This window comes from Billgrantia hypersalina (assembly GCF_052584175.1).
Genome location: NZ_JBMIQI010000007.1, coordinates 96316 through 121376, shown reverse-complemented (window position 1 = coordinate 121376; position 25061 = coordinate 96316). Strand labels below are relative to the sequence as shown.

General features: G+C 63.3%; 22 protein-coding genes and 1 tRNA gene. 10 read left to right on the top strand and 13 right to left on the bottom strand.

The window, feature by feature from the left end:
- The 3 genes from ACOJCM_RS04615 to ACOJCM_RS04605 all read left to right on the top strand — a co-directional run bounded on the left by ACOJCM_RS04615 (position 1) and on the right by ACOJCM_RS04605 (position 2278).
- Positions 1-828 (top strand): hypothetical protein, encoded by an 828-nt coding sequence (locus ACOJCM_RS04615; RefSeq protein WP_445210887.1) that lies wholly within the window; start codon positions 1-3, stop codon positions 826-828.
- Complete coding sequence (locus ACOJCM_RS04610; protein WP_445210886.1) at positions 825-1937, top strand: hypothetical protein; 1113 nt, start codon at positions 825-827, stop codon at positions 1935-1937. Before ACOJCM_RS04615 ends, ACOJCM_RS04610 begins: the two co-directional genes overlap by 4 nt.
- Positions 1938-2201: 264 nt before the next feature.
- Positions 2202-2278: transfer RNA gene (locus ACOJCM_RS04605), tRNA-Arg, on the top strand.
- 64 nt (positions 2279-2342) lie between these two features.
- On the opposite strand, the gene ACOJCM_RS04600 is transcribed toward ACOJCM_RS04605, so the two are convergent.
- From ACOJCM_RS04600 to ACOJCM_RS04550, 11 genes are all read right to left on the bottom strand, one after another.
- On the bottom strand, positions 2343-3101 hold the full coding sequence (locus ACOJCM_RS04600) for a M15 family metallopeptidase (protein ID WP_445210885.1): 759 nt from the start codon (positions 3099-3101) through the stop codon (positions 2343-2345).
- Between the two features lie 6 nt (positions 3102-3107).
- Positions 3108-4385: a TRAP transporter large permease gene (locus ACOJCM_RS04595; RefSeq protein WP_445210884.1), complete on the bottom strand. Its 1278-nt coding sequence runs from the start codon at positions 4383-4385 to the stop codon at positions 3108-3110.
- On the bottom strand, positions 4382-4873 hold the full coding sequence (locus ACOJCM_RS04590) for a TRAP transporter small permease (protein ID WP_445210883.1): 492 nt from the start codon (positions 4871-4873) through the stop codon (positions 4382-4384). The genes ACOJCM_RS04595 and ACOJCM_RS04590 overlap by 4 nt, the downstream gene beginning before the upstream one ends.
- Before the next feature lie 63 nt (positions 4874-4936).
- Positions 4937-5974 carry a TRAP transporter substrate-binding protein DctP gene (dctP, locus tag ACOJCM_RS04585; RefSeq protein WP_445210882.1) on the bottom strand — a complete coding sequence of 346 codons (1038 nt, stop codon included), beginning with the start codon at positions 5972-5974 and terminating at the stop codon, positions 4937-4939.
- A 137-nt stretch (positions 5975-6111) separates the two neighbouring features.
- Complete coding sequence (locus tag ACOJCM_RS04580; protein ID WP_445210881.1) at positions 6112-7041, bottom strand: LysR family transcriptional regulator; 930 nt, start codon at positions 7039-7041, stop codon at positions 6112-6114.
- Between the two features lie 122 nt (positions 7042-7163).
- The gene (locus ACOJCM_RS04575; RefSeq protein WP_445210880.1) at positions 7164-8438 is read right to left on the bottom strand and encodes a TRAP transporter large permease; all 1275 of its coding nucleotides are present in this window, start codon (positions 8436-8438) and stop codon (positions 7164-7166) included.
- 14 nt (positions 8439-8452) lie between these two features.
- A complete protein-coding gene (locus ACOJCM_RS04570) occupies positions 8453-8941 on the bottom strand; it encodes a TRAP transporter small permease (protein WP_445210879.1) in 489 nt (162 codons plus the stop codon).
- Between the two features lie 79 nt (positions 8942-9020).
- Complete coding sequence (locus ACOJCM_RS04565) at positions 9021-10043, bottom strand: TRAP transporter substrate-binding protein (RefSeq protein ID WP_445210878.1); 1023 nt, start codon at positions 10041-10043, stop codon at positions 9021-9023.
- Between the two features lie 63 nt (positions 10044-10106).
- Positions 10107-11063: a C-terminal binding protein gene (locus tag ACOJCM_RS04560; protein ID WP_445210877.1), complete on the bottom strand. Its 957-nt coding sequence runs from the start codon at positions 11061-11063 to the stop codon at positions 10107-10109.
- A 79-nt stretch (positions 11064-11142) separates the two neighbouring features.
- Complete coding sequence (locus tag ACOJCM_RS04555; RefSeq protein ID WP_445210876.1) at positions 11143-11898, bottom strand: fumarylacetoacetate hydrolase family protein; 756 nt, start codon at positions 11896-11898, stop codon at positions 11143-11145.
- A 3-nt stretch (positions 11899-11901) separates the two neighbouring features.
- Entirely contained in the window at positions 11902-12624 is a 723-nt protein-coding gene (locus tag ACOJCM_RS04550) for a FadR/GntR family transcriptional regulator (RefSeq protein ID WP_445210875.1), read from the bottom strand.
- Between the two features lie 374 nt (positions 12625-12998).
- Here ACOJCM_RS04550 and gbdR point away from each other — a divergent pair, with 374 nt between their 5' ends.
- The 7 genes from gbdR to etfB all read left to right on the top strand — a co-directional run bounded on the left by gbdR (position 12999) and on the right by etfB (position 22511).
- The gene (gene gbdR, locus ACOJCM_RS04545) at positions 12999-14162 is read left to right on the top strand and encodes a choline metabolism transcriptional regulator GbdR (RefSeq protein WP_445210874.1); all 1164 of its coding nucleotides are present in this window, start codon (positions 12999-13001) and stop codon (positions 14160-14162) included.
- A gap of 269 nt (positions 14163-14431) precedes the next feature.
- Positions 14432-15409 carry a dipeptidase gene (locus tag ACOJCM_RS04540; RefSeq protein WP_445210873.1) on the top strand — a complete coding sequence of 326 codons (978 nt, stop codon included), beginning with the start codon at positions 14432-14434 and terminating at the stop codon, positions 15407-15409.
- Positions 15410-15610: 201 nt separating this feature from the next.
- Positions 15611-16147 (top strand): DUF5943 domain-containing protein, encoded by a 537-nt coding sequence (locus tag ACOJCM_RS04535; RefSeq protein WP_445211022.1) that lies wholly within the window; start codon positions 15611-15613, stop codon positions 16145-16147.
- Positions 16148-16158: 11 nt separating this feature from the next.
- Positions 16159-18231, top strand: coding sequence for a dimethylglycine demethylation protein DgcA (gene dgcA, locus ACOJCM_RS04530; RefSeq protein ID WP_445210872.1), 2073 nt, complete (start codon positions 16159-16161; stop codon positions 18229-18231).
- Positions 18232-18440: 209 nt separating this feature from the next.
- Positions 18441-20432, top strand: a complete 1992-nt coding sequence (locus tag ACOJCM_RS04525) for a (Fe-S)-binding protein (RefSeq protein ID WP_445210871.1) — start codon at positions 18441-18443, stop codon at positions 20430-20432.
- Complete coding sequence (etfA, locus tag ACOJCM_RS04520; protein ID WP_445210870.1) at positions 20429-21706, top strand: electron transfer flavoprotein subunit alpha; 1278 nt, start codon at positions 20429-20431, stop codon at positions 21704-21706. Before ACOJCM_RS04525 ends, etfA begins: the two co-directional genes overlap by 4 nt.
- Positions 21696-22511: an electron transfer flavoprotein subunit beta gene (gene etfB / locus ACOJCM_RS04515; protein ID WP_445210869.1), complete on the top strand. Its 816-nt coding sequence runs from the start codon at positions 21696-21698 to the stop codon at positions 22509-22511. The genes etfA and etfB overlap by 11 nt, the downstream gene beginning before the upstream one ends.
- A 65-nt stretch (positions 22512-22576) precedes the next feature.
- Here etfB and ACOJCM_RS04510 read toward each other — a convergent pair whose 3' ends face one another.
- Positions 22577-23104 carry an invasion associated locus B family protein gene (locus ACOJCM_RS04510; RefSeq protein WP_445210868.1) on the bottom strand — a complete coding sequence of 176 codons (528 nt, stop codon included), beginning with the start codon at positions 23102-23104 and terminating at the stop codon, positions 22577-22579.
- Between the two features lie 200 nt (positions 23105-23304).
- A complete protein-coding gene (locus ACOJCM_RS04505) occupies positions 23305-24879 on the bottom strand; it encodes a BCCT family transporter (protein WP_445210867.1) in 1575 nt (524 codons plus the stop codon).
- Positions 24880-25061: the final 182 nt, after the last annotated feature.

Sequence of the window (25061 nt, the reverse complement as noted above, 5' to 3'; positions counted from 1 at the left end):
ATGGCCAAGCGGCTCCTCGATACCTCGCGCCAGGCCCTGTACCGGCATGGTCACGTCTGGCTTGCGGCAGGGCTCATGGCGGTATGGGCTGCGCTGGGCCCGGGGATGGCCGCCAAGGCATTGCTGCCCTTGTGGTTCGTGACGGCGCAGCTGATCTTTCTCGGTAGCCTGGAAGCGGCACGGCTGCGGCGACGCGCCTGGCTGGGACAGTACCTGCTCGTCACCTCGCCCTGGCATCGCTGGCTGCGTGGCGGCGTGCTGATGGTGATTCGGCATCAACTGCTCGCCCTCTTGCTGGCGCTGTTGCTACTGGTGAAGCTCCGGTTGCTGACGCTCGCTCACTGGCCTGTACTGCTAGCGGCGACATTGGCATTGGTCTTGCTGCAAGAGGCGATTCGGCGGCGCCTGGAGCGCCATGTCGTCGCGCCCTATGTCGCGGCTCTCGCGCGGCGGCTGCTGGTATGGCCTGCCGGTTTCGTCCTTGCGCTTTTGCTGGTCATCGCGGCGCTGTGGCTGACCCAGCCCTACCTGGTCGGTCTGGGCTGGGAAGAGGCGTTGTTGCGGCATACGTCGACTGCAGCGGGTGATAGCCTGTTGGGCCTGCTCGAGCGCCTCGCTCAAGCGCTCGAGCTGACGCAGTACTGGGCCATGCAGAACGCCCTGGCACAGGGCCGCTTCGGTTACGGCCTGGCCTTGTTCGGCTGGTGCCTGCTGTTGTTTACCCAGAGTGCGATTGCCTGGGCGTTCGTGCGGCTGATGATCGGTGCCGACACCCTGCGCAGCATGGTGGTGCAACCACGGGACCCGGATCGGAAGGAAATGGGATGATGCTTCATGACACCCCCCTGCGACGCCTGCCGATAGCCTCATGGGGCCTGGCAGTGCTGTTGATGACGTTGCTGGTCGTCGCGCTGGGGCAGGGCTATCGCCTGCTGCAGGAACACAGTGATGCGCCATTGCTGCGTGTCGTCGTGAATGGCGAGACGCTGACGCTGGAAGGCGAGACTCACGCCGCCCTGGGCCAGGAGTTGGAGGTGCTTGCGGGCAGGTTGGACCTGCGCCTGCGTGACGAGATGCAGCCATGGCTGGATGCCCGCCTTCAAACGGCATTCGCGCCGCTCGAGACGGCGATTCCCGATTATCTCGACTGGTATTTTTCGCTGCGTGGGAGCTACCTGCGCCTGGCGATGGCGCTTGGTGGCGATCTCGAGACATGGACCGAGGCGCAGCTGCACGAACGCCTGGTGGAACGGAGTGGTGTTTTGACGGCACTGGATGACCTGCAGACCGATTTCGACCAGCGCATACAGCATGTCCAGCAGCGTTACGTGGAGGAGATCAGCCATACGCTCCATGCGCGCTACGCCGACCGCCAAGTGGCTGACTCCGCTACCGAGCCACCGATGTTGGATCTCGACCTGGTACTCGAGCAAGCACTTCGAGGCCGCTGGGACGAGGCGCGCTGGGGTACGGCCGGAGCCGCTGGCGTGGTTGGCTTTGCCGCGGGAAGGGCGTTCGCGCAGCGTCTGGCGGCCGGTGCAGCCATGCAGGGCTCGCGGATGCTGGCGGGTCGCATCGTGGTGCGTCTGGGCGGCCATGCGGCACGTTCGGTGGGGACCGGTGCAGCCACTGCCAGTGCCACGGCACCAACCGGCCCGGCGGCCTTGCTGGCTGGCGCGGGCGCGACGGCGCTGGCGCTGGCCGGTTTCGCCGGCACGGAGTATGCATTACTCAAGGCCGAGGAGAGCCGTTATCGAGACGAGATGCAGGCCGAGCTGGAGCTCGAAGCGGAGCGTGCCAGGGCCGAGGCGCGCCAGGCCCTGGAGGCAGCCATGAGCCGACGGGCGGAAGCGCTGGCCGCTCAGCTTCAGGAAGCCGGCCAACGCGCCGAAGCCACTGCCGAAGTGCCGGAGGCATATCGGATATTCGATAGCTAGGCAGCAGCGCGCCAGGCTGGACAGCTTGGGCCCCGACAGTTACGATGTTGGCCGCTTGACCCAAGCAAAGCGCTTGCATAAGCGCCCCTAGCTCAGTTGGGCGACGCCGGATTTGCAGAAGCGCAGCTTCTGCCCGGCGAAGCGACCGGTGCGATGAAGCGCACCGGGCCGGACCCGAAGGCGAAGCCAGAGGGGAGTGTTGAGCAGCGCAACGCGCTGCCGGCATGCGGAAGCGCACTAGGCTTCCAGCGTCATCTTGCATAAGCGCCCGTAGCTCAGTTGGATAGAGTGTTGGCCTCCGAAGCCAAAGGTCGCAGGTTCGAATCCTGCCGGGCGCGCCACGAATTCGAAGCCTCACGGCACTGCCGTGGGGCTTCTTTCGTTTTCCTCGCGATGTTGAGGCGCTCAGCCCAGTTGCCGCCGCCAGCGGTTCTCGATGGTCTCCAGCTCGGCGGGACCGTAGATGGCCTCGCCATGACCGCCATAGTGGGCCCATAGCTGATCGCCCAGGTCGTAGTGCCACCATTCGCTGGGCAAGTTGGTGAAGCCCTGTTCGCTCATCACGCGATGGAGCAGGCGGCGGTTGTCCCTTGCGCGTTGCTGTTCATGGCTGGGTACCTGCAGGCGTTCGAAGTGGTCGCTGTGCGAGGCGGGCAGCGCCTCGTCGAACAGCGTGCCCATATCCAACGGTAACCCGTCAGCATCGCACAGCGTGACGTCCACGGCGCCACCGGTGAGGTGTGGGCTCGGCGCGGCCGGGTCGCGGCTCGGCACCGAGACGAACTCACGGGTACGTATGAGCAGCTCCTCCTCGCCAAGCTCAGGGTGATGCAGATGTATCGCCTCGTGAAGCGTGTCGAACAAGTACTGCTGAACCCGCCACGGACGCCAGCCGTCGAGCACCACGAGGCCGATGCCTTCGGGAAGCGCCCGGGCCGCGGCGAGCAAGGCCCGGTAGACCCCCTCGCGCACGAAGCACTCCGGCACCGCGCCGGGAATGCCCAACCGGGCATAGGCGGGAAAGACTCTTATAGGCGACGGCGCCAGGCTCATGGGTACCAGGCGTTCGCCGTTGTCGCGTATCGGTCGACGGCTGACCGACTCCCAGCCGGGGAAAGGCTGGCTGGGTACGGGCGTCAGTTCAGGCAGGGGTAGACGAGGCATGGAGTCCTATCCAATGGCAGCGGGCAGCCAGAGTGTTAGCTGCGGGAACAGAATCAGCAGGAGCAGTACGCCGATGGCCGTCAACACGAAGGGCCAGATGGTGCGGAACAGCGCGACGATCTCGATGCGGCTGACGGCGGCGGCGACGAATACGCAGGCACCCATGGGTGGTGTGATCAGGGCGATAGTGATGTTCAGCGTGATCACGATCCCCAGATGCACCGGATCGATACCCGCCATCATCGCTACCGGGGCGAAGATCGGCGTGAGCAGCATGAGCGCTGACACCTCCTCCATGAACATACCGGTAACGAAGGTGATCGCACTGAGCAGCAGCAGGATCAGTACCGCATTGTCGCTATAAGGGGAGAGAAGCGAGACGAACTGGGCCGGTACCTGGGCGTAGGAGAGCAACCAACTGATGGTGGCCGAGGCCGCCATGATCAGGAAGATGGCCGAGGTGAGCCGGGCCGTTTCCAGCAGCGCACGCCAGAAATCATGCAGGCGCAGCCCGCCGAGCAGGACACCGCACAGCGCCACGTAGAGTGCCGTCAGCGCGCCGGACTCGGTCGGCGTGACGAAGCCGAGCACGATGCCCGCTACGATGATGAACGGGGCCATCAGGGCGGGCAGGGCGGCCAGTGACGCAAGCCCCAGCTCGCCCGGTCGTGGCAGGCCGCCGCGCTGGGTAAGCCGTTGGCGCCAGGCATACCAGGCGTTCATGCCCATGAAGGCGAGCCCCAGCAGCAGCCCGGGAATCACCCCGGCAAGGAACAGGTCGCCAACCGAGGTGTTGGTTAGCGAGGCGTAGAGGATCATGAAGATACTCGGGGGGATGATCGGCCCGATCAACGAGCTGCCGGCGGTGAGACCGGCGGCGAAGGCGCGCGAGTAGCCCTCCTTCTGCATGGCGGGAACCAGCAGCGAGCCGAGTGCCGAGGTATCGGCCACGGCGGACCCGTTGACCCCCGCGAAGAACACGCTGGAAACCACGTTGACGTGTCCCAGGCCACCGCGTAGGTGACCGACAAGCAGCCGTGCCAGGCCCATCAGTCGCTCCGTCAGGCCGCTGGCGTTCATCAGATTGCCGGCCAGGATGAACAGCGGTATGGCCATCAGCGAGAATACATTGATGCCGCCGAAAAACTGCTGCGGCAGCATGCGTGCGATCATGCCCGGGTCGACGAACAGGAAGCCGACCACGGCGGTAACGAGCAGGGCGAGAAACAGTGGCAGGCCGAGCAGCACATGGGCGAGGAATACCCCCAGCATGGTGAGAATCATGCAGCTTCCTCCGTGAGCGTGGGGAGCGGTGCCGGTCCGTACCAAAGGACATGCCAGGCGAGCAGCGCGAAACCCAGCGGCAGCGACATCAGCGGTACGCTGCGGCTGATGCCGAGCCCTGAGGTAGTGAACATTCCCACCGAGAGAGCGTAGCGGTAGCTGACCCAGGCACCTCCCAGAGCCAGGGCCAGCGTCAGCAGCCACTGATAGACATTGAGCGCGCGTGCCAGGCCGCGGGGCAGCAGGCGCTCGATCAGCGCCACGCGCATGTGGCCCCCTTCCACCCATACGGCCCCGGCGGCGAGCATCACGGTGGCGATGATCAGGAAGCGCGCCAACTCGTCCGTCCAGATAGGGGCTCCGCCGGCCAGGTAGCGCATGAAGACGCCATAAAGAATGGCCGTCAGGTTGATCAGCAGCAGCGCCGCCGCGGCTGTCAGGATGAGGCGCCGGCTCACGGCCAGCACCCGTTGGCGAAGCGAAGGCATAGGGAAACTCCAGCCAGTAGAGCGAGGGCCATGAAGAGCGACCCTCGCATCGGGCATTGACGGTCAGTCGAGAAGCTCGGACCTGCCCGCATCCTCCAGTGCCAAGTCGATCCAGCGCTGGTCGATGCCACGCTCACGTAGCCACGCCAGATAGGCCGGTTGACCCACATCACGGAAGGCGGCGATATCCTCTTCCGTTGGGCGGATCACCTCCATGCCCTGCTCCTCGAGATAGGCGATGCGCTCATCCACCTTTGCCTCGTTGTGCTCGCGGGCATCACGGTTGGCCTCGGCCACGGCCTCGAAAAAGGCTTCCCGGGTCGCGTCGTCCCACCCTTCGATCATCTCGGCGTTGCCCACCAGGAACTGGTTGGAGTATTGAATGTTGGCCAGGGTGAGATAATCCTGAACCTCGTAGAGGCTGCCCAGGATGATATACATCGGTGGGTTCATCTGGCCGTCGGCAACGCCGGTGCGCAGCGCCATGTAGACTTCGGTCCAGGGAATCGGAGTGCCCGAAGCGCCGAAGGATTCGTAGAGCGCCACCTGGCTCGGGTCCATGGCGCGGAAGCGCAGACCCTCGAAGTCGTCCGGGTGGCTGATCGGTCTTTCGTCGTTGGTAAAGGCGAGGAAGCCGCCCTCTTCCACCACAGCCAGCATTTCGACCCCGGCACGCTCACGCAGGGCATCTTCCACCTCTTTCCAGTACTGGCCTTCGTCGAAGAAGGTGCGTGCCGCGTCGAAATCCTCGAGCAGGAAGGGAATGGCGCTGACGAATATCTCTTCGACCAAGGGCGACACGCCGGCGAACGAGGCCACGTTGAGGGTCGGCGTGTTCATGGTCTGCTCCATGCGATCCTCTTCCTCGCCGAGCATGCTGTTGGGGTAGAGCTCGAGTTTCAGCTCGCCGTCCGTCTTCTCTTCGACAAGCTCCTTGAGGTTGGTGGCGAAGACATGAACGGCGTTTTTGTCCGGGTCCGGAGCGCCGTTGTAGCTGAGGTTGATCGTGGTGGCTGCCTGGGCGATGCCTGTCGCCAGGGCACCGGCCAGGAGGCTTACGGAGGCAAGTCCCTTCAATGTGGAGGAACAGACGCGGGTCATGGTGCGATCTCCTTGTGTTGTTGTTCACGGACCAGAGGCCGCTGCCTGCCCTCCCGGGGCAGGCAGTCCATTAGCAGACTAGAAATTGATGCGTTGACTATGCAATACCTCAAGTGTTGTCTTTTGCGCAACGCTAGCTAAGGCTGGATCAACCTTGGTGCATCGCCTCGAAAGAAGCGCATGCCTTGATGCAGGTGCTCGATACAGGCTTGAGCCGCCACGGTGAGTTCGCGGCCCTCGAAGCTCACGATTTGTGCTCGGGCACCGTTCATGATTGGGTAGGCCATGGGCAGGGACAGGATCTCGCCTCGCTGTATCTCGTCAATGACGGACAACTCGGGCATGAAGGTCACACCGATGCCGGAGCGTACGAAGTTCTTGAGTACCGCAACGGAATTGGTATGCAGGCGGGCTTCGAGGTGCACGCGCTCGTGGTGGGCCACCATGTTGACCATCTGACGCATGCCGAAGGGGTTGTCCATCAGTGCCAGGGGGGCGCCTTCCAGGTCGCGCAGCCGCGCCGGACGTGTCAGCTCGGCTAAAGGGTGTCCCGGCGGTACGATTAAATCCAGTGGTTGGCGAGTCTCGACGTGACAGCGGATCATCGGATCCACCGGTGGCGCGTAGAGCAGTGCCAGATCGACCTCCATATCCTTGAGCAGCGACATCGCCTCGTTGACCCCCGCCATGCGTATCTCGACGTCAATGCCGGCGAAGGCGGACATGAACGCCCCCAGCGGCGCAGTGATGAGGTCGGCGATAAACCCCTCCCCGACCGCGATGCGCACCTCACCGCGGGCCAGGCTCTGGATGGCCATCAGCTGCGACAGTATGGCCTCTTCGGCCGAACGCTGGGCGTGGAAATGCTTGACCAGCAGCCGCCCCGCCTCGGTGGGCCGCATGCCGCCGCCGTGCCTCTCGCATAGCCTGACGCCGAGGTCCTCCTCCAGTGCCCTGAGCTGGCGGCTGATCGCCGAGGCGTCCACGTCGAGCCGGGCGGCGGCTCGGCGCAGCGAGCCTTGTCGGACCACTTCGTTCAGATAAGCGAGTGCGCGCTGATTGAGCATGCCAGGCTCCTGCAAGTGAATTAAGGAGATGGTAACCGATCGCCACGAGCTTGAGCCCCACGGTTCCAGAAACCGTGGGGCTTTTTGCTTGCGCCAGCGTTTGCCGTGGCGCGGCACAGCATTCAGAAGACCAGACGGGGCAGGAACGTCGAAAGGAAGGGAACGTAGGCCAGCAGCACGAGACAGGCAACCAGTGCCAGGAGGAAGGGAACGATCATCCGAGACAACTGGCCTATCGATACGCCGGATATGCTGCAGGTGGCGAACAGCGTGATGCCGACCGGCGGGGTTGCCATACCGATGGCCAAGGCGACGACCGTGATGACGCCGAAGTGAACCATATCGATGCCCAGCTGCTGTGCAACCGGGGCAAAGATAGGTACGACCAGAAGAATGATGGCGCCTGTCTCCATGAAAGTGCCCAGAACGAGATACATGAGGATCATGAGCATGAGGATGAAATAGACGTTTGTGGATAAGCCAAGCAGCGCTGTCGAGGCCATCTGAGGTACTTGTTCGACGATCATGATCCAGCCAAAGGGACTCGCCATGGCGATGAGCAAGACGATCATGGCGGAGTTGAGCGAGGCCTTGTAAAAGACCGGTATGAGATCTTTCCAGCTTAATTCGCGGTAAATGAAGATACTCACGAAAAGTCCATAGAAAACGGCGATTCCAGCCGATTCCGTGGGTGTGAATATCCCCGTCATGATTCCGCCGAGAATGATGGTAGGAAGCATCAGCCCCCACAAGGAATCGATGAAGGTACGCCAGCGCTTGTTCCAGCTCTGCTTCTCCTCGGTAGGATATCCCAACTGCCGTGAGCGCAGCACGCTAACGGCGATCAGCGCCAGGGACAGTAGCGCGCCGGGCACGATACCGGCGATGAACAGTTGCCCGATCGACACGTCGGCAACAATGCCGAAAATAATGAAAGTGATGCTGGGAGGAATCACCACGCCAAGACAGGAGGCGGAAGCGACGACCGAAGAGGCATAGGCGTTGGAATAACCGCGCCTGACCATTTCGGGTATGGTCAATTCGCCCACAGCGGCCGCCGTGCCGGGAGCTGACCCCGAGATAGAGGCGAAGAACGTACAGGCCAGTACGGAAACTGCGGCCAGCCCCCCTTGTACGTGCCCCAGCAGGGCACTGGCCAGACCGACGATGCGCTTGGAAATGCCCCCACGCTCCATGATGGTCCCGGCCAGCATGAAAAGGGGAATCGCCAGAAGAGGAAAGGAGTTGATACCGGCCACCATGCGCTGCGGCAACATGGCGATCGGCATGGCCCCCGAAGCGATCAGACTGGCGAAAACGGCAATACCCATGGCGAAGCCTATGGGAACGTTGATCATGAAACAGAACACAAGGGCAACGAGCAGCGTGAGCAACATGGCGATGCCCTCCTTTATGGCTTCTTGTACTGGCGCATTAGGCCAAGAATTTCCAGTGCACTGTAAAAAATGACCAGTACGCCCATGGTCGGCACGGAAAGATAGACCCAGCTCATGGGCAGGCCGAGCGCGGGAGAAGTCTGGAATTGGGTGGATAACACGACTTTCGTGCCGTAGAACACCAGGCAGCCGGAAAAGAGCACGATCAAGAAATAGGCGGAAATTTCGATGATTCGCTGAATGTCATGCGAAAACAGCTGTACGACAATATTGATTCCGATGTGTATTTTTTCACGTATTCCGATCGAAACGGCAAGAAGACTACACCAGATAAATATGAAGCGTATGGCTTCTTCGCTCCAAGAGCTGGATTTGTTGAATCCATAGCGCATCAGCACTTGATAAAAAGTCAGCGACGCGATGGCCAGCATCATGGCGACCAAGCATGACTGGATCACGATATTGACGAACCTGACGAGCCCGGTGTCCTGAGACGTCCTCACCTTAGTTACCTCTTTCTTGTTATCCAAACACGCGCGGTAAGCTAGCCGGGGCCAACGGAGTCGGCGCCCGGCCACTCATCTACTCGACTTCCATGATCGCTTGAACCAAGGATTCCCCGTGCGCTGCGTCTCCGCTTCCCAGCGTTTCATAATAGCTTGGGTAGATCTCTCTCAGGCCAGCCTCGATGAAGTCATCCTTGCTGACCTCATTGACGCTCATGCCATTTTCCTCCAGCACCTTGCGCATCTCGAGCTCGTACTCTGCCAGAGCCGTCCGTTGGATATTGCTGGCTTCGATGGCGGCTTGTGAGATGATGTCCTGATGCGCCTCGCTGAGACCCTGCCACCACGATTCTCCGGCAATGTACTGGCGCGGGTAATAGAAGTGTCCGCTGAGCGACAGGTAGTCCTGTACCTCATAGAACCGCTGGCTATAGATCAGGTTCATGGGATTCTCCTGACCATCGACGACGCCCTGCTGAAGTGCCGTATAGAGTTCGCCAAACGACATGGGCACTGCCGAGGCCCCGAAAGCGTTCAACGTATCGATCATGACCTCGCTTTCCATGACCCGGATCTTCAGCCCTTCGAGGTCGGCCATGCTGTGGATAGGACGAACGTTGTTGGTAAAGTAACGAAAGCCACCGTCGTTATAGGCCAGGTGACGGATGCCGACTTCCGGGTATTTTTCCTGTACGGCTCGTCCGATCTCGCCGTCCAGTACCTTATGCGCGTGTTCGATATCGCGGAAGATGAAAGGCAGGTCCCAGAGCATGGCTTCGGGCACGAATCGGCCCATGGGGCCATTCTCCACGTCCGCCATCTCGATAGTGCCGAACTGGATGCCTTCGACGATGGTACGAGCGTCGCCGAGCTGGCCGGCGGGATAGATCTGTACGCTCAACGTGCCGTCCGAACGCTCCTCTACCATTTCCTTGAAAGCTTGAACGCCGACGTTCTGAGGGTCGTCGGGATTGGTATTGCCGTTGTGGGCCAGCTTGATGTTGATTGTCGATTGCGCAAGCGCGCCCACGGAGACCAGGCTGGAGAGCAGGCCAACCACCAACAGACGTCCTGCGAGCTTCAGGTTTCGCGAGTCCATAGTGTCACCTTTGTACTTGTAGGAATTAATTTTTGCTCGATAGCGTTTCTTGGATAAGGATCTTCAATTAACTTGATGTCTGGGACTTCCCTCCTTCAACGTGCGTACGACTTCCAAGGATGCCTTCTTGCGGAGTTCGGCCACGGAACTCTCAGAAAGGAAGGCGGTATGAGGTGTAATAAGCGTATTCTCGAGCTTCGCCAGCTGGGGTATGCCTTGAGGAGGCTCGGCTTCGAGAACGTCGAGAGCGGCACCGGCAATGGTGTTATCGGACAAGGCCGAGTAAAGGTCCTCTTCGTCAATCAAGCCGCCTCTTGAGGTATTGATGACGATAGCGGTCGACTTCATTCTGTTCAGCGCGGAACGAGCGATAATATGTCGGGTGTCATTCGTCAGTGGCAGGTGCAGCGAAAGGAAGTCGATACTCTCCAGGAATTCATCGAAGTTCTCCATCTTATGGATATCGTGCCGTGCGAGGTCGCTGGCGGTGGCAAACGGATCATAGCCCGCCACACGCAGGCCGAAGGCCGACGCCCGCTTGGCAACCTCCAGGCCTATGGCGCCACATCCCAGCAGGCCCAGGGTCTTGCCCCTGAGCCGTGGAGCCGATTTGGCCAGGTTGGCGTCCCACGTTCCCTGCCGAACCTGCTCGTGCAGAAAGCGGATCTTCCGGGAAAGGGAAAGCAGCAGCGCGAAGGTATGGTCTGCCACTTCGTCCTGACAGTAGTCGGGGACGTTGGCCACCATGATGCCCCGTCGAGAGGCGGCCTCCAGGTCAACATTGTTGAAGCCGATCCCGGCCCGGACGATCACCTTGCAGCGCGGCAGGCGTTCGATAACTTCCGCTGTGACGGGGGCATATACGACCAGGAGCGCATCCGCCTCCACGCCGTTCTCCGCCAGTGTCTCGGTATCACTGGCTGGGCTTAGCGTGAACGCCATGTCCTCCTGAGAAAAACACGCCTTCTCGATGGAGGTGTCAGGGAAGATTGTATCGGTCATGAGTACATTGAATTTCACTGTCGTCTCCCTTGGGCAGGCCGCAGACTGCCCTCGGGCCTCAAGGCCCGCTTGGTTTTGTTTTTAAGCGTTCAACGTTTTATACGATTTGAAGCGTATTGGTCAGACTGCCGATGCCGTCAATCGAGACAGTCATCACGTCACCATGATTGACCGGGCCGACGCCATGGGGCGTACCCGTCAGTATGACGTCACCTGGCAATAGCGTCATATGTCTTGAGATATAACTCACGACTTCAGGGACGTTGAAAATGAACATGTTAATATTGGAGTCTTGCCTCAACTCCCCGTTAACCGTGAGCGTGATCCGCGCGTCATCATGGTTGACTCGCTTTACTATGCCGGGCCCTAGAGGACAGAAGGTGTCGAACGATTTTCCTCGCGTCCACTGTTTGTCGGAGAGCTGAATGGCGCGTGCCGTAAAATCATTGGCACAGGTATAACCGAATATCGATTGGGCGACGTCGGAGACGGAAATGCCCTTGGTTTTCTTGCCGATTACAATGGCAAGCTCGGCTTCGTAGTCCAGCCGCCCCGCACCTCTGGGTGCGACGATAGGGTCGCCATGGGCGATCACGCTGGTGGATGGCTTCAGGAAGAGCAGTGGGGATTCCGGTAGGGTTTCGTTCATTTCCGCCGCATGGTCGCGATAGTTGAGGCCCACGCAAACGACCTTGCTTGGCTGGCATGGCGGCAACAGATCGACGGATGCGAGTTCAGCGTGCACGTCACCCAGCCCTTCATGCTCGAACATGGTACCATTCAGGTGCCGGATCGAACCGGCATCCACAAAGCCTTCATGCGCTTCATTATTGTAATTGTAACGAACATACATTGCTTAGACTCCTGATTTTATAATGTCTTTGCCGATCAAGTGATTGATGCGCTCCTGAACATCAAGCAAGTGGAATTGCATCTCTTTTTCCGAGAGTTCCGCGTCGCTGTTCTTGAGCGCCTCCAGGATATTGCGGTGAAACTTGATCGACTCCTTCATGACGGGCTTGTCGTACCCGACGCTCTTCTGGGCTCGAAACACGAGCGTTATAATGGAGTTGTAGAGGCTCGCCAGCACTCTGCTTCTGGAGGCCTTGGCGATCTGCTGATGGAAAGCGATATCGGCCAGTATGTAATCATCATTGTTGTCGGCCCTCTCCGCCTCGATCATCAATTCGAGCTGACGGGCCATGATATCGATGTCTTTCTGCTCGATTCTCTTGGCTGCCAGGCTGACCATGGTCTTTTCGAGAAAGAGCCGCGCTTCGGTAATGTCTTCGTAGCTGCAATCGTCCAGCAGGATTTTCAGCGCCAGCGTCTCTTCGAGGATGGAGGTGAAATTGGCCGTGATGACAGTTCCGGCGTTGGTTCTTCGTAGCAGTCCCTGCAGGGAGAGAATCTTCAGGCCTTCACGCACCGAGGCTCGGCTGACACCAAACTGGTCGCACAGCTCCCTCTCCCCCGGAATTCTGTCGCCCTCCTTCAGTTCGCCACTCACGATCAAGGCCTTGATCTTGGCAACGACATCATCGCTCAGGCTCTTTTTTTCGAGAGGCTCGATCTTCATAGGACATGGGCTCGGTCAGTGGTAGGGGTGGTCGTATGCTCTGATGGTCAGACCACTTGGTTGATTCGAATTTAGCGTCTGCCCAAAGGCGCGTCAAGGGGATTCCTATTCGGCTTGTGCTGTCACGACTGTCCTGTAGGCGACCTGCAGCCAACCCGATTGCGACACGCTCTGACCGTACGGCTGGCGGTCTTCGTGCGTTTATCGGATTTTTAACGTATCCAAGAGCGACATCTTGGAATACCTTGTCAGACAGGCTTGCCTGATCGCGACGCATCGAGGCATTGCCCCCAAACGTAGACAAGACCCTGAACAGCACCCTGACGGGTAAACGTGCCGATAACCATAACGACACACGGCACAGGAGTATGACTATGGCGACGACTTTCACGGCTTCGTCCGATTCCAGCCAGTCCCCGCACAAGGCATCGGCCCCCCAGACGCTGGGCTTCCTGCTGCTGGAGAATTTCACCCTGTTCTCGCTGGCCTCGGCCATCGAGCCGCTGCGGATGGCCAACCAGTTGGCCGGGCGCGAGCTGTACCGCTGGTTCACGCTGAGCGTGGACGGCGGCCCCATCTCGGCCAGCGACGGCCTGCGGGTCACCCCGGACGGCGCCATCACCATGCCGCTGGCGCTGGACATGGTCATCGTCTGCGGCGGTGTGGGGCCGGCCCGGGCCGTACAGCGCGAGCACGTCACCTGGCTGCAGTCACAAGCGCGCCTGTCCCGTCGGCTGGGCGGCATCTGTACCGGCAGCTGGGCGCTGGCCCGGGCGGGGCTGCTAGACGGCTACGAAACCAGCGTGCACTGGGAGTGTCTGGCGGCGATGCGCGAGTCGTTCCCCCGGGCCGTGCTCACCACGCGTCTGTTCTCCATCGATCGCGACCGGGCCACCGCCTCGGGCGGTACCGCGCCGCTGGACATGATGCTGACCTTGATCGGGCGGGAGCATGGCCGCGAGCTCTCGGCGGGGATTTCCGAAATGTTCATCTGCGACCGCATGCGCGGAGAGAGCGACCATCAGCGCGTTCCGCTCAAGCACGTGCTGGGAACGACCCAGCCCAAGCTGCTGGAGATCGTCGCGTTGATGGAGGCCAACCTGGAGGAGCCCATTGCGCTGGAGGAGCTGGCCGATTACGTCGACGTCTCGCGCCGCCAGCTCGAGCGGCTGTTCCAGAAGTACCTGAACTGCTCGCCGTCCCGCTACTACCTCAAGTTGCGCCTCACCCGGGCGCGCCAGCTGCTCAAGCAGACCTCGCTGTCGATCATCGAGGTGGCTTCGGCCTGCGGCTTCGTCTCCACCCCGCATTTCTCCAAGTGCTATCGGGAATTCTTCGGCCTGCCGCCACGGGAAGAGCGCCTGGGCACGAGCCCGCTGCGGCCGCAGGTTCCTATTTCCGAGCAGCAGCCCGGCGGCCTCCTGTTGCAGCCGGTGTCACTCGCCCAGGTACCGGAACAGCCGATCTCGGCGGCGCTGATGGCGCTGGACCAGGCCCGAGGCGAGCCCACCTACGCCAGTGTTCGCCTGAAACACTGAAAAGGGCGGCTCGTGGCAGTCGCTGCGAGTCGTCTCCCTTATCTCCTGTCGACACCTCTCTCGCCATCCGCGGGTGAGGCTCTGCCATGCGCTCGTGTCTCGCTGCGCAGCCTGCCTGCGAGCCCCTGAGAAAGTGGTGGTGCCCTGCCGCGCGTCGCAGTCACGACAGAGATGACGTTTTTGGAATTATGGCCGTCGCTTCCAGAAGTCGGGCCGCACCTGGCCGGCGCTATCCTGCCATCAAGCCAACCCGAACCGGAGCACGCCCCATGACTCCCCGTGACCTGCACGACGACGCCATCGTCATCGACGGCCTCATCATCGCCAAGTGGAACCGCGAGCTGTTAGAGGATATGCGTCGCGGCGGACTTACTGCGGCCAACTGCACCGTCTCGGTGTGGGAAGGCTTCCAAGCCACCGTCGACAACATCGTCGCCTCGAACCAGCTGATGGCGGAATGCAGCGACCTGGTGCGCCCGGTGCGCACCACCGCCGACATCACTCGGGCCAAGGAGGAGGGCAAGACAGGTATCATCTACGGCTTCCAGAACGCCCACGCCTTCGAGGACCAGATCGGCTACGTCGAGATCTTCAAGCAGCTCGGCGTGGGTATCGTGCAGCTGTGCTACAACACCCAGAACCTGGTGGGTACCGGCTGCTACGAGCGGGATGGCGGACTCTCCGGCTTTGGCCGTGAAATCGTCGCCGAGATGAACCGCGTCGGTATCATGTGCGACCTCTCCCACGTCGGGTCCAAGACGTCCGAGGAGGTCATCCTCGAATCCAAGAAGCCGGTCTGCTACTCCCACTGCCTGCCCGCAGGTCTCAAGGAGCACCCGCGCAACAAGTCCGACGAAGAGCTGCGCTTCATCGCCGAGCACGGCGGCTTCGTCGGCGTGACCATGTTCACGCCCTTCCTGCGTGCCGGGGTCGACGCCACCGTCGACGACTACGTCGAGGCCATCGAGTACGTGATGAACATCGTCGGCGAGGACGCTATCGGCATCGGCACCGATTTCACCCAGGGCCACGGCAAGGATTTCTTCGAGTGGCTGACCCATGACAAGGGCTACGCCCGCCGCCTGACCAGCTTCGGCAAGATCATCAATCCCGAGGGCATTCGCACCATCGGTGAGTTCCCCAACCTGACCGAGGCGCTGCTGCGCCGTGGGTTCAGCGAGCCCCAGGTGCGCAAGATCATGGGCGAGAACTGGGTGCGTGTCCTGAAGGATGTCTGGGGCGCCTGAATGGGCTAGTACCCACTGGGTGCGATAGGGGCGCCGGGGACAGGTCGTAGCGAAGGTCATTTGCCATGGATGGCAAATGTAGCGCCCAGGGAAGGGTTCACAGCGCCTTAGCGAAGGACCTGTCGCCGGAACAGCCCAGCGCCGCGAAACCAGAGAATTCTGCCAAGAACAACGATTTTGAGGACCAAGACCGTGACCAAGATGCCCCCCGACCTGCCCATCGAGGTAGATAGCGAAACCGGCGTGTGGACCACCGACGCCCTGCCGATGCTCTACGTGCCGCGACACTTCTTTATCAACAACCACATCGCCGTCGCCGAAGCGCTGGGTGTGGACAAGTACGCCGAGATTCTCTACCACGCCGGCTACAAGAGCGCCTGGCACTGGTGCGAAAAGGAAGCCGAGCTGCACGGCCTGGAAGGCGTTCATGTGTTCGAGCATTACATGCAGCGGCTCTCCCAGCGCGGCTGGGGCAAGTTCGTGACCGAAGACATCGACCTCGACGCCGGCACCGCCCGGGTACGCCTGGAGCACAGTGCCTTCGTCTACCAGCTGGGCAAGACGGGGCACAAGGAGGAGTACATGTTCACCGGCTGGTTTGCCGGTGCCATGGACCAGATCCTCGCCGCCCGCGGCAGTTCGCGGCGCACCATCGCTGAGCAGACCCAGAGCGCCGCCGAGCCCGGCTGCGATGTGGGTATCTTTATCGTCAAGCCGCTGCCCGACGCCCGAGGCTGAGGAGGTTTTCCATGGCATTCGACGCACTCTTCCAGCCGATCGAGATCGGCAAGCTCACCATCCGCAACCGGGTCGTCAGTACCGCCCACGCCGAGGTGCACGCCACCGACGGCGGCATGACGACCGAGCGCTACGTCAGGTACTACGAGGAGAAGGCCAAGGGCGGCTGTGGCCTGTGTATCTGCGGTGGCTCGTCGGTAGTCTCCATTGACAGCCCCCAGGGCTGGTGGAGCTCGGTGAACCTCTCCACCGACCGCATCATCCCCCACTTCCAGAATCTGGCCGATGCCGTGCACAAGCACGGCGGCAAGATCATGATCCAGATCACCCACATGGGGCGTCGCTCGCGCTGGGACGGCTTCGACTGGCCAACCCTGGTGTCGCCCTCGGGTATCCGCGAGCCGGTGCACCGCTCCACCTGCAAGACCATCGAGGAGGAGGAGATCTGGCGCATTGTCGGCGACTTCGCCCAGGCGGCGCGGCGAGCCAAGGAGGGCGGCCTCGACGGCGTCGAGCTCTCCGCGGTGCACCAGCACCTGATCGACCAGTTCTGGAGTCCGCGCGTCAACAAGCGCACCGACCAGTGGGGGGGCAGCTTCGAGAACCGCATGCGCTTCGGCATGGAGGTGCTCAAGGCGGTGCGTGCCGAGGTGGGCGATGACTTCGTCGTCGGCATGCGCATCTGCGGCGACGAGTTCCATCCCGACGGCCTCTCCCACGAGGACATGAAGCAGATCGCCGCCTACTACGACGCTACTGGCCAGGTCGACTTCTTCGGCGTGATCGGCTCCGGCTGTGACACCCACAACACCCTGGCCAACGTGATTCCCAACATGTCCTTCCCGCCGGAGCCCTTCCTGCACCTGGCGGCGGGCATCAAGGAAGTGGTCAGCGTGCCGGTGATCCACGCCCAGAACATCAAGGATCCCAACCAGGCCCAGCGCATCCTCGAAGGCGGCTATGTCGACCTGGTGGGCATGACCCGCGCGCACATCGCCGACCCGCACCTGATCGCCAAGATCAAGATGGGCCAGGTCGACCAGATCAAGCAGTGCGTGGGCGCCAACTACTGCATCGACCGCCAGTACCAGGGCCTCGACGTGCTGTGCATCCAGAATGCCGCGACGTCCCGGGAGTACATGGGCCTGCCGCATATCATCGAGAAGAGCGAAGGTCCCAAGCGCAAGGTGGTGGTGGTCGGCGGTGGCCCCGGCGGCATGGAGGCGGCCCGCGTTGCCGCCGAGCGAGGCCACGACGTCACCCTTTTCGAAGCGGCAGAAGCGCTGGGCGGGCAGATCACCATCGCCGCCCAGGCGCCGCAGCGCGATCAGATCGCCGGTATCACCCGCTGGTATCAGCTGGAACTGGTGCGGCTCAACGTGGACCTGCGCCTGGGCACCCGTGTCGACGAGGCGACCCTCGAGGACCTGCGCCCCGACGTGGTGATCCTCGCTACCGGCGGCCAGCCCTTCCTCAACCAGTTCCCGGAGTGGGGCTATTCGGAGAACCCCGGGGAGAGCCTGGTGGTGAGCACCTGGGACATCCTCTCGGGCAAGGTGGCGCCGGGCAAGAACGTATTGATCTACGATGCCATCTGCGAATTCTCCGGCGTCTCGGCGGCGGACTACCTGGCCGACAAGGGCGCCAAGGTCGAGATCGTCACCGACGACATCAAGCCGGGCGCCGCGGTGGGCGGTACCACCTTCCCCACCTACTACCGGAGCCTCTACGAGAAAGAGGTGATCATGACCGCCGACCTGATGCTGCACAAGGTCTACCGCGAAGGCAGCGGCCTGGTGGCAGTGCTCGAGAACGAGTACACCGGCGCCCTGGAAGAGCGGGTGGTCGACCAGGTGGTGGTGGAGAACGGCGTGCGTCCCGACGAGGCGCTCTACTATGCCCTCAAGGACCAGTCCCGCAACAAGGGCCAGGTGGACCTGGAAGCGCTCTACGCCGCTCAGGCGCAGCCCTGTCTGAGCGAGCCGGGCGATGGTTTCCTGCTGTTCCGCCTGGGCGACTGCACGGCGCCGCGCAATACACATGCGGCGATTTACGACGCGCTGCGGCTATGCAAAGACCTGTGAAAGCGATTGCGCTCGGCCAGGCGTTGTTGAAGTTCGGCTCGTCATGCTCATGGAGCAGCAAGTCCACTCCGCTGACTCGCCGAACTTCGCCTAGCCTGGCCGTCGCTCATGACGCTTTCACCGCGCGGCCTCTGTTGTCCTCGGTACAGCCCCGATGACAACGACAATGCCAAAGCCAAAGCCAACGGCTCCTGTATGAGGTGAGCACCATGCTCGACACCCTCCTGCCGATACTGATCTTCTCTACTCTGGCGCTGGCGGCGATCGGCGCTGTACGGCGTATCCGCCTGTGGCGCCAGGGGCGGAAATCGCCGGTGCCGATTCTTCAAGGCCTGGCCGCCATGCCGCGCCGCTACCTGGTGGACCTGCACCATGTGGTGGCACGCGACAAGGTGATGTCCAACACCCACGTGGCCACCGCTGGCGGTTTCGTGGCCGCCGCCGTGCTGATGATTCTGGTGCATGGCCTCGGCTTGGCGCAGGGCGTCCTGGGCTGGCTGCTGCTGGCCGCCAGTGCCTGTATGTTCGTAGGCAGCCTGTTCGTCGCCCGGCGGCGGCGCAACCCGCCGGCTCGGCTTTCCAAGGGCCCGTGGATGCGTCTGCCCAAGAGCCTGATGGCCTTCTCGCTGAGCGTGTTCGCCATCACCCTGCCTGCCGTGGGCCTGTTGCCGGAAGACTTCGGTAGCTGGGTTGTGGCCGTGGCGCTGGCCGCGGTACTGGTGTGGGGCCTGGGCGAGATGGTTTTCGGCATGACCTGGGGCGGGCCGATGAAGCACGCCTTTGCCGGCGCCCTGCACCTGGCCTTTCATCGCCGCCCGGAACGTTTCTCGGATAAAAGCGTTGGCGAAGGGCGCTCCACCGGGCTCAAGGCGCTGCGCCTGGAAGACCCCGCAGCCAAACTGGGCGTCGAGAAGCCTGCCGATTTCACCTGGAATCAGCTGCTCGGCTTCGATGCCTGCGTGCAGTGCGGGCGCTGCGAGGCGGCCTGCCCGGCCTTCGCCGCGGGTCAGCCGCTCAACCCAAAGAAGCTGATCCAGGACATGGTCGTCGGCATGGTCGGCGGCAGCGACGCCAACTACGCCGGCAGTCCCTATCCGGGAAAGCCTGTCGGCGAGCACCGCGGCGACCCCCATGGGCCGATCGCGCGCTCCTCGCAAGGTCCGGAGGGAACGGCGCTGGTGGATGACGAGACGCTGTGGTCGTGTACCACGTGTCGCGCCTGCGTCGAGGAGTGTCCGATGATGATCGAGCACGTCGATGCCATCGTCGACATGCGCCGCTTCCTGACCCTGGAGCAGGGCAATACCCCGGGCAAGGGCGCCGAGGTGCTCGACAACCTGATCGCTACCGACAACCCCGGGGGCTTCGATCCCGGCTCACGCATGCATTGGGCGGCGGACCTGAACCTGCCGCTGATGCGCGACGTGGGAGAGGCCGACGTGCTGCTGTGGCTTGGCGATGGCGTCTTCGACATGCGCAACCAGCGCACCCTGCGCGCCCTGGTCAAGGTGCTGCGTGCCGCCGATGTCGATTTTGCCGTGCTCGGTAACGAGGAGCGCGACAGCGGCGACGTGGCGCGCCGTCTGGGCGACGAGGCGACCTTTCAGTCGCTCGCCCGGCGCAACATCGCCACCCTGTCGCAATATCGCTTCCGGCGCATCGTCACTTGCGACCCCCACAGCTTCCATGTGCTCGGCAATGAGTATGACGAGCTGGGCGGAACCTACGAAGTGCGCCACCACAGCACCTATATCGCCGAACTTTTCGAGGCGGGTCGCCTGCACTTCGCGCCCTGGAAGGGGGGCTCGGTCACCTATCACGATCCGTGTTACCTGGGCCGCTACAACGGCGAATTCGAGGCACCGCGCAACGTATTGAAGGCGCTGGGCATCGAGGTGGCCGAAATGCAGCGTTCAGGCTTCCGCTCGCGCTGCTGTGGCGGCGGTGGCGGCGCGCCGATTACCGATATCCCGGGCAAGCAACGGATTCCCGACATGCGCATGAACGATGTGCGCGAGACCGGTGCCGAGCTGGTGGCGGTGGGTTGTCCCCAGTGCACCGCCATGCTCGAAGGCGTGGTGGATGCCAGCGCCGAGGTGCGCGACATCGCCGAACTGGTGGCCGATGCCCTGGTGGAACGGCCTGCCGCGGCGGGAAGCGCCGGGGTTCAGCAGCCTGCCGTCGAGGAGGTGACATCATGAGCGACATCCTGCGTCGCGATCCGCGCAAGGAGTGGATCGCCCGAAACCGCCTGCACCCCGAGCATCAGAGCGTGCTTGCCGCACTGGGAGAAGTCGCGGGCGGCACCAGCGAATGGATGGGCCCCAGCGGGGTGAGGCGCAAGAACCCTCATGCCGTTGGCTTTGTCGGCCCCAACGGCGTCAAGCGCATCGATCGCAGCGGCGCCCAACAGGGCGGCCAGGCCTTGGGCGGCGCTCGCCAGGCGGCTCAGGATACCCGCCGCAACGTCACCATCGAAGCCCCGGCCTTCCTGGTCGCGGTGGTGCCGGACATGTCCGGCGGGCGCCTTTCCAGCCACGACCGCGACTTGCTGGGACTGGCCCGGCAACTGGCCGATGCCGATGGTGAACGGCCGGGAGCGGTACTGGCGGTAGTCTTCGGTAACCACAAGGAAGAGACGTTCGGCGAGGCCGGCGTCGACCGCCTGCTGCATCTCGACGACGCCCGGTTCGATGGCTACGCGCCCGAGGCACGTGTGGCGGCGCTAACCGCCGTCGAGGATGAACTCGCCCCGGCGTTCTGGCTGCTGCCCGACTCCAAGCTGGGCGGTGCCGACCTGGGGCGGCGCCTGGCGGCACGTCTCCAGGAACGCCCCGCGGCGGGCGTCTGGCAGCTCGAGCAGGACGCTTCCTGTGCACGGGGCTGGCGTTGTACCGGTCGCGGTGCCGCCGGCACCACCGATATTCAGCGGGCCCTGCCGCGTGTCGTCCTGGCGCTGGCGGAATGTGCCGAGCCGGTCACCGAGACCCGGCATGCCGCGCAGCCGCTTGAATTGTCCCAGTCCTTGCCTCCCCTGCTGGGGCGCATCGAGGATCTGGGCCAGGTGGCCGTGGATCCGGCCGGCGTGGCCTTGGGTGAAGCCGAGTTCATTCTCTCCGCCGGCAACGGCGTCAAGGATTGGGAGGGCTTCCACCATGCCGCCAAGTTGCTGGGAGCCACCGAGGGCGCCTCACGGGTGGCGGTGGACGACGGCTTCATGCCGCGTCACCGCCAGGTGGGCGCCACCGGCACCTGGGTCACCGCGCGAGTCTACGTGGCGGTGGGCATCAGCGGCGCCATTCAGCACCTGCAGGGCATCCAGAGCTGCGAGAAGGTGGTGGCGATCAATCTCGATCCGGGATGCGACATGATCAAGCGCGCCGACCTGGCGGTGATCGGTGATGCGTCGGGAATACTCGCGGCACTGGTCGAGATGGTGGAGCGACAGCGGGAGGAGAAGCGCAATGCAGCCTGAAGCTCAAACAGGGGCCCAAGACAACGCGGCCGTCGATGTGGCGGTGCTGGTCTCCGTCGGCCGCCATCCGTTGACCGGTCGGCCCCGGCGTGCCGACCAGGATGCCCGCGGTGTGGAGCTGGCCCTGTCGCTCGACCAGGCACGTGTCACGCTGCTGCACGCGGGAGCGCTCGACGAAGAAGGCGAGAGCGCGCTGCGCGGCTACCTGGGCATGGGCCTGCCGGCCTTGACCCTGGTCGAGCAGCCGCACGGCGCCGACGTGGTGCCCGCCTTGGCCGAGACGCTGGATGAAACCAGGCCGCAGCTGGTGATCGCCGGCGAGCGTGCCGAGAAGGGTGAAGGCTCCGGCATGTTGCCCTACCTGCTGGCCGACCGCCTGGGCTGGCCACTGGTCAGCGGCCTGGTGGCAGTGGAGAAGGTCGAGAACGGTGTGGCCACGCTGCTCCAGGCCCTGCCGCGCGGCCAGCGCCGGCGGCTTCAGGTGCGGCTGCCGGCTATCGTGACCGTCGACGCCGCCGCTTCGGCAGCGCGCCAAAGCGCCTTCGGTCCGGCGCGACGCGGCGAGATCGACATCGAGCCGGCCGCGGTGGCGTGGGACAAAGCCCAGGAAGCGTGGAGCGTGGCACCGGCCCGCAAGCGCCCCAAGCGACTCAAGATCGTCAAGGCGACCTCGGCGCGCGAGCGCTTCAAGGCCGCCGCGGCCAAGGCCGAAGGTGGCGGCGGCCAGGTGCTGACCGACGTGACGCCGGAGCAGGGCGCCGAGGCCATCTTCAAGTTGCTGAAGGAGGAAGGCGTGTTGAGGTAAAGGCCGGGAGGGTCCCCCGCGAGCCCCGGCGCAATGCCGGGGCTCGCGTATGAGAGGCCCCGGCTTCAGGGCGAGATGCGGGTGCTGGCGTCAGTGAAGCCCATCAGGGAGATGTCCAGATCGATGCGGTCGCCGCGTGGGCCGAACAGGCTCAAGGTGGCCGTGCTGCCGCTGCGCAATGCCTGCAGCAGGGACGGTTCAACGGGAAGGTCGGCACGGCAGCCCTGCTGTACGCAGGTCTGATAGGGGAACTGGACCGGCTCCCCGTCTTCTACCTGGAGCTGCAGGCCCGAGGCGAGATGCACCCCCAGCGGTAGCAGGAAAGTCATCGCCGGGCCGTCGAGTTGCGGCGGATGCGCCATCACGACCTGCATCACTGGCTGGTTACTGTCCGGTTCGTTGACCACCTGGCCCATCGTGCAGATGCCCTCGCCCTCGCTTGGGCAGGCAACCTCCCAGTCACGGAATTGCTCGGTGGTGACATCGGCGTCGGCAGCCCCCGGCGAGACTTGCTGGGCGAAGGCAGGGGGGGCCAGGGTCAGCAGCGACAACAGGCCGGCCAGGCCCAGGCATCGGGTGAACGGGGTCGACATCGGTGTACCTCCTCGGCTTGGGTGACCATGGGCTCTCGTCGCGTCGTGACCATACGGCGGGGAGGGGCACACTTGCCGCCTCGACGAGGGGCCGGGTTGGAAACCTCTACCATGCCCGTTCGTTCCCTCGAGGTCGAGCCCCGCAGCGCAACGACCCCGGCCTTGGCCGGGGTCGTTGCGTCTGGGGAGGGAGGTGCGTATCAGGCCAGCCGGGCACCCGCCAGCCCGCGCTGCTCCTCGCGCAGCCCCTTGACCAGGCAGAAGGCCATGCCCAGCAGCACCAGGGTGAAGGGCAGCCCGGTGGCCACGGCGCCGGCCTGCAGCGCCCCCAGCGCGGTGCTGCCGCCGCCGTAGAGCAGGATGCCGGCGATCACGCCTTCCAGTACGGCCCAGAATACCCGCTGCCCGCGGGGGGCGTCGGTCTTGCCCCCGGCGGTGATGTTATCGATCACGAGCGAGCCGGAGTCCGACGAGGTAATGAAGAAGACCAGCACCAGCAGGATGGCCAGGCTGGAGGTCAGGGTGGTCAGCGGCAGGTGTTCGAGCATCTGGAACATCGCCAGCGAGACGTCGCTGATACCGTCGGCCAGGGCGCCCACGCCAGCAGCCGACTGATCCAGGGCGGTGCCACCGAAGGCGCTCATCCATACCAGGGTGACCAGGGTCGGCACCACCAGCACGGCGGTCAGGAACTCCCGCACCGTGCGCCCGCGGGAGACCCGCGCGATGAACATGCCGACGAAGGGCGACCAGGAGATCCACCAGGCCCAGTAGAACACCGTCCAGCCGTGGTACCAGGTGGTGTCGTCGCGGCCGAGCCAGTTGGAGAGCGGCGCGATATGGCCGACATAGGCCAGGGTCGTGCTCCACAGGTTGTTGACGAACAGCAGCACGCCGCCAGTGACGATCACGAAGGTGAGCAGTGCCAGGGCGATCACCATGTTGATATTGGAGAACAGCTTCACACCGCCATCGATGCCGCGCCATACCGAGAACAGCGCCACCGCGGTGACCACCACGATGATCGCCAGCTGGGTGCCGATGGTGTTGGGTACGTCGAACAGATAGTTGAGGCCACCCGCCGCCTGGGACGCGCCGAAGCCCAGTGAAGTGGCCAGGCCGAAGATAGTGGCCAGTACCGCGACGATATCGATGACATGACCGAACCAGCCACGTACCCGTTCGCCGAGGATCGGCGTGAAGGCCGAGCGCAGGGTCAGCGGCAGGCCACGATTGTAGGCGAAGAAGGCCAGCGACAGTCCTACCACGCCGTAGATCGCCCAGGGGTGCAGGCCCCAGTGGAACATGGTGGCGCCGATGGCCGCGCTGGCCCCGGCCGGGGTGTGCGCTTCGGTATTGAGCGGGGTGCCGTACCAGTCGGTGTAGTACGCCACCGGCTCGGCCACGCTCCAGAACATCAGGCCGATGCCCATGCCGGCGGCGAATAGCATGGCGAACCAGGAGGTGGTCGAGTATTCCGGCCGGGCCTGGCTGCCGCCCAGGCGAATGCGCCCCACCGGCATTGCAATCAGTGCCAGGCACAGCAGCACGAAGAGATTGCCGGCGATCATGAACAGCCAGTCGAAGTGCTCGATCGACCAGCCGCGGGCCGCGGTGAGGTGGCCGTTGGCGGCATCGGGGTAGATCAGGGCATAGAGGATAAAGGCCAGGATGGCCAAGGCCGAGAGGGGGAAGACGGGATGATGGAAGTCCATCCCCAGTACCTGGGCGTTGTCCTGCCCCGGTTTGAGGATGGGGGCATCGTCATGCTTCATGGGGAGTCCTCATGATTGTTGTTGGTCTTGCGCAAGTGCCGAATGCGCTGGCGCACCCGGCCAGACATTGTTGGGTGCATGGGTCGGCGGCGGTGTCGTGAAAGCGACCTGCGGTTGTCTTGCGCGGCCCTCGGCATGGCGATATCACGCATGGCGACGTCGCCTGTGCGAATACGGGGTCT

Bases quoted from the DNA above. Each gene is read 5' to 3' on its own strand.
- ACOJCM_RS04575 (WP_445210880.1), bottom strand. From the start codon at position 8,438: ATGTTGCTCACGCTGCTCGTTGCCCTTGTGTTCTGTTTCATGATCAAC.
- ACOJCM_RS04615 (WP_445210887.1), top strand. From the start codon at position 1: ATGGCCAAGCGGCTCCTCGATACCTCGCGCCAGGCCCTGTACCGGCAT.
- dctP (WP_445210882.1), bottom strand. From the start codon at position 5,974: ATGACCCGCGTCTGTTCCTCCACATTGAAGGGACTTGCCTCCGTAAGC.
- ACOJCM_RS04555 (WP_445210876.1), bottom strand. From the start codon at position 11,898: ATGTATGTTCGTTACAATTACAATAATGAAGCGCATGAAGGCTTTGTG.
- ACOJCM_RS04510 (WP_445210868.1), bottom strand. From the start codon at position 23,104: ATGTCGACCCCGTTCACCCGATGCCTGGGCCTGGCCGGCCTGTTGTCG.
- ACOJCM_RS04590 (WP_445210883.1), bottom strand. From the start codon at position 4,873: ATGCCTTCGCTTCGCCAACGGGTGCTGGCCGTGAGCCGGCGCCTCATC.
- etfA (WP_445210870.1), top strand. From the start codon at position 20,429: ATGAGCGACATCCTGCGTCGCGATCCGCGCAAGGAGTGGATCGCCCGA.
- gbdR (WP_445210874.1), top strand. From the start codon at position 12,999: ATGGCGACGACTTTCACGGCTTCGTCCGATTCCAGCCAGTCCCCGCAC.
- ACOJCM_RS04600 (WP_445210885.1), bottom strand. From the start codon at position 3,101: ATGCCTCGTCTACCCCTGCCTGAACTGACGCCCGTACCCAGCCAGCCT.
- etfB (WP_445210869.1), top strand. From the start codon at position 21,696: ATGCAGCCTGAAGCTCAAACAGGGGCCCAAGACAACGCGGCCGTCGAT.
- ACOJCM_RS04535 (WP_445211022.1), top strand. From the start codon at position 15,611: ATGCCCCCCGACCTGCCCATCGAGGTAGATAGCGAAACCGGCGTGTGG.
- ACOJCM_RS04525 (WP_445210871.1), top strand. From the start codon at position 18,441: ATGCTCGACACCCTCCTGCCGATACTGATCTTCTCTACTCTGGCGCTG.
- ACOJCM_RS04505 (WP_445210867.1), bottom strand. From the start codon at position 24,879: ATGAAGCATGACGATGCCCCCATCCTCAAACCGGGGCAGGACAACGCC.
- ACOJCM_RS04540 (WP_445210873.1), top strand. From the start codon at position 14,432: ATGACTCCCCGTGACCTGCACGACGACGCCATCGTCATCGACGGCCTC.
- ACOJCM_RS04610 (WP_445210886.1), top strand. From the start codon at position 825: ATGATGCTTCATGACACCCCCCTGCGACGCCTGCCGATAGCCTCATGG.
- ACOJCM_RS04550 (WP_445210875.1), bottom strand. From the start codon at position 12,624: ATGAAGATCGAGCCTCTCGAAAAAAAGAGCCTGAGCGATGATGTCGTT.
- ACOJCM_RS04565 (WP_445210878.1), bottom strand. From the start codon at position 10,043: ATGGACTCGCGAAACCTGAAGCTCGCAGGACGTCTGTTGGTGGTTGGC.
- ACOJCM_RS04595 (WP_445210884.1), bottom strand. From the start codon at position 4,385: ATGATTCTCACCATGCTGGGGGTATTCCTCGCCCATGTGCTGCTCGGC.
- dgcA (WP_445210872.1), top strand. From the start codon at position 16,159: ATGGCATTCGACGCACTCTTCCAGCCGATCGAGATCGGCAAGCTCACC.
- ACOJCM_RS04580 (WP_445210881.1), bottom strand. From the start codon at position 7,041: ATGCTCAATCAGCGCGCACTCGCTTATCTGAACGAAGTGGTCCGACAA.